Raw genomic sequence first — 3,405 nt, forward strand, 5'->3', positions numbered from 1 at the left:
GGGGTCACCGCGGTCGGCACCCCGGGGACGGTCGCCCAGGTGCTGGCCACCCTGATCGAGAACTCGCTGATGCACGGCGCCGGGACGATCACCCTGCGGGTCCGGCCGTCCGGCACCTCGGCGGTGGTCGAGGTCCAGGACGAGGGCGCGGGCGTGCCGGCGGACCTCGGCAACCGGGTGTTCGAACGCGCGGTCAGTGGGCGCAACTCCACCGGCATCGGTCTGGCCGTCGCCCGCGACCTCGCGGAGGCGGACGGCGGGCGGCTCGAACTGCTCTCGCTGAAGCCGGCGGTGTTCGCGCTCTTCCTCGGACGCAGCCACCAGGACTGAACGGGCCCGGGGCCCGTTCAGTCGAACTGCGCGTCGCGGACCACGTCGAGGTCGGTGAAGGTGGGCGGCGCGTCGCAGAGCGCCACCATCTCGCGGAAGATCCGGTCGGTCTCGGGCAGGGCGGAGTTCTCCATCGCCGCCGCGTAGGAGGGGAACTCCACGATCTGCACCACGTGCGCGGTGTCGGAACGGTCGGTGCCGATCACCGCGTGGGAAGCGGTCCGCCTGCCCCGGGTCGCCTCGACCCAGGTGTCCAGCAGCCGGTTGAGGTCGTCGAGCCTGTCGGTCCTGCAGTCGATGATCTGGACGAACGTCATGGCGAGCCTCCTGGACCCCCTCGGCCACGATCGTCCGCCGGCCGTGCTCGCCCTCGGTAACCACTGTCCTCCGGCCGCGGCGGACACGGCAAGCCCGGCGGACACGGCAAGCCCCGGCGGCCGCGTTCGGGCTGCCGGGGCTGCGGGGAGCGAAGGGGGTGCGAGGGGCGCAGGAGCGCGGGGCCTACTCGGCCTTGGCGAGGCGGATCCGCTCGGTGGCCAGCATCAGCTCGGCCTGTGCGGCCAGCTCCTGGCCGCTGGTGGCGTCCACCGCCTGCTGGGCGGGCAGTCCGACGGGCTCCGGCACGGCCTTGAACACCCAGGTGCGGTACGAGACGAAGCGGAACACGGTGGCCACGGCGAGGCCGATCACCTTGGCGCCGATCTGCTCGTAGTGCGAGCGCAGGTCGAGCACGTACACCGAGAAGCCGAGGACGCCGGTCTCGATCAGCATGCCGATGCCGCTGTAGACCAGGAAGAGGGTGATCTCGCGCCTGCGGGAGGCGGCGTCGCGGTCCCGGTAGAGCCAGTAGCGGTAGCCCAGGTAGTTGGTCGCGATCGCGATCACCGTCGCGACGATGTTCGACCGGACCGAGGCCAGGCCCATGCCGTTGATGCAGACCCAGAAGACGGCGAAGTTGACCACCACGCCGCTCAGGCCGACGATGCCGAACTTCACGACTTCGCCCGTGATCCCACGCATCTTCTGTGCGAGCGGGGGGTTCGAAGCTGCGGTCGTCGCCATACCGGACTGCCTCCATGTGCCTGCGGGACGAAAGGGCCTGCCGCGACGGCGCGGCCACCCCTTGAGCCCTGCGTGCACGCACATGATCGGACCGCGCAGACCAGGACCTGGCCGTCCAGGCTACCCGCTTCCATCGAACGGCTCAGCCCCCAGGGCGACAGGTTGACATCTACGCGCGTCCGACCCGACGGCCCCACCGGCGGCTCCACCGCCCCCGACCGGCCCGGATATCCTGGGCCGCGTGACTTCCCCGGGCAATGTGAATTTTCCAGTGGTGGGCATGATCGGTGGCGGGCAGCTGGCCCGCATGGCACACCAGGCGGGCATCCCGCTCGGGGTCAGGTTCAAACTCCTCGCCGACACGCCCCAGGACTCCGCCGCACAGGTGGTGTCCGACGTCGTCCTCGGCGACTACCGCGACCTCGACACCCTGCGCGCCTTCGCCGCCGGCTGCGACGTGATCACCTTCGACCACGAGCACGTCCCCACCGAGCACCTGCGGGCCCTGGAGGCCGACGGCATCGCCGTCCGCCCCGGCCCGGACGCGCTGGTCAACGCCCAGGACAAGGGCGTGATGCGGGCCAAGCTGGACTCCATCGACGTGCCCTGCCCCCGGCACCGGATCGTCGCCGACCCGGCCGACGTCACCGCCTTCGCCGAGGAGGGCTCCGGTTACCCGGTCGTCCTCAAGACCGTCCGCGGCGGCTACGACGGCAAGGGCGTCTGGGTCGTCGACGACGAGGAGCAGGCGCACGCCCCGTTCCTGGCCGGGGTCGCGGTGCTGGCCGAGGAGAAGGTCGACTTCGTCCGCGAGCTGGCCGCCAACGTGGTCCGCTCGCCCAGCGGGCAGGCCGTCGCCTACCCGGTGGTCGAGAGCGTCCAGGAGAACGGCGTCTGCGCCGAGGTCACCGCCCCCGCGCCGGACCTCGACCCGGCCCTGTCCGACGAGGCCCAGCAGCTCGCCCTGCGGATCGCCGGCGACCTCGGCATCGTCGGCCACCTCGCCGTCGAGCTGTTCCAGACCCGGGACGGCCGCATCCTCGTCAACGAGCTGGCCATGCGCCCGCACAACTCCGGGCACTGGACCCAGGACGGCGCCGTCACCTCGCAGTTCGAGAACCACCTGCGGGCCGTCCTCGACCTCCCGCTCGGCGACCCCCGCCCGCGCGCCAAGTGGACCGTCATGGTCAACGTCCTCGGCGGCGACTACCCGGACATGTACCGCCCCTTCCTGCACTGCATGGCCCGCGACCCCGGGCTGCGGATCCACATGTACGGGAAGGACGTGAAGCCCGGCCGCAAGGTCGGCCACGTCAACGTCTTCGGGGACGACCTCGAAGACGTCCGCGAGCGCGCCCGCCACGCGGCCGCCTACCTGCGAGGAACGATCACCGAATGAGCCCCGCTTCGACCGCCCCCCTCGTCGGCATCGTGATGGGCTCGGACTCCGACTGGCCGGTCATGGAGGCCGCCGCCCAGGCGCTCGACGAGTTCGAGATCCCCTACGAGGTGGACGTCGTCTCCGCCCACCGGATGCCCCGCGAGATGGTCGCGTACGGCGAGAACGCCCACCTGCGCGGCCTGAAGGCGATCATCGCCGGCGCCGGCGGCGCGGCCCACCTGCCGGGCATGCTCGCCTCCGTCACCCCGCTGCCGGTCATCGGCGTGCCGGTGCCGCTGCGCTACCTGGACGGCATGGACAGCCTGCTGTCGATCGTCCAGATGCCGGCCGGCGTGCCGGTGGCGACCGTCTCGGTGGCCGGCGCGCGCAACGCCGGCCTGCTCGCGGTGCGGATGCTCGCCGCCTTCGACACCGAACTCACCGAGAAGATGACCGAGTTCCAGGCCGAGCTGAACAACCAGGCCACCGAGAAGGGCCAGAAGCTGCGCGCCAAGGTGGCCGGTTCCTCCTCCTTCGGCTTCGGCAAGTAATCCCCCTGGTGGGGCGGCGAGGTGATCCCCGCGCGGCTGGCCCACCTGACGGCCGATCGGGACGACACCCTCGGCGCGCAC

Annotated in this window: 4 protein-coding genes and 1 pseudogene; 3 read left to right on the top strand and 2 right to left on the bottom strand. The window is 71.7% G+C overall.

Features of this window, described 5'->3' with window-relative positions:
• On the top strand, nucleotides 1-330 hold a 330-nt coding region (locus ACIQOV_RS33545), incomplete at its 5' end, for a sensor histidine kinase (RefSeq protein ID WP_401054539.1).
• A 20-nt stretch (nucleotides 331-350) separates the two neighbouring features.
• On the opposite strand, the pseudogene ACIQOV_RS33550 reads toward ACIQOV_RS33545, so the two are convergent.
• A pseudogene (locus ACIQOV_RS33550) lies at nucleotides 351-647 on the bottom strand (ester cyclase); the annotation flags it as partial.
• Between the two features lie 184 nt (nucleotides 648-831).
• On the bottom strand, nucleotides 832-1,350 hold the full coding sequence (locus ACIQOV_RS33555) for a GtrA family protein (protein ID WP_359906138.1): 519 nt from the start codon (nucleotides 1,348-1,350) through the stop codon (nucleotides 832-834).
• Between the two features lie 301 nt (nucleotides 1,351-1,651).
• Here ACIQOV_RS33555 and ACIQOV_RS33560 point away from each other — a divergent pair, with 301 nt between their 5' ends.
• Nucleotides 1,652-2,791 carry a 5-(carboxyamino)imidazole ribonucleotide synthase gene (locus ACIQOV_RS33560; protein ID WP_401054540.1) on the top strand — a complete coding sequence of 380 codons (1,140 nt, stop codon included), beginning with the start codon at nucleotides 1,652-1,654 and terminating at the stop codon, nucleotides 2,789-2,791.
• On the top strand, nucleotides 2,788-3,324 hold the full coding sequence (purE, locus tag ACIQOV_RS33565) for a 5-(carboxyamino)imidazole ribonucleotide mutase (protein ID WP_401054541.1): 537 nt from the start codon (nucleotides 2,788-2,790) through the stop codon (nucleotides 3,322-3,324). Before ACIQOV_RS33560 ends, purE begins: the two co-directional genes overlap by 4 nt.
• Nucleotides 3,325-3,405 lie beyond the last annotated feature (81 nt).

The organism is Kitasatospora sp. NPDC091257 (genome assembly GCF_044757675.1).
Taxonomy (GTDB): Bacteria; Actinomycetota; Actinomycetes; order Streptomycetales; family Streptomycetaceae; genus Kitasatospora; species Kitasatospora lactacystinica.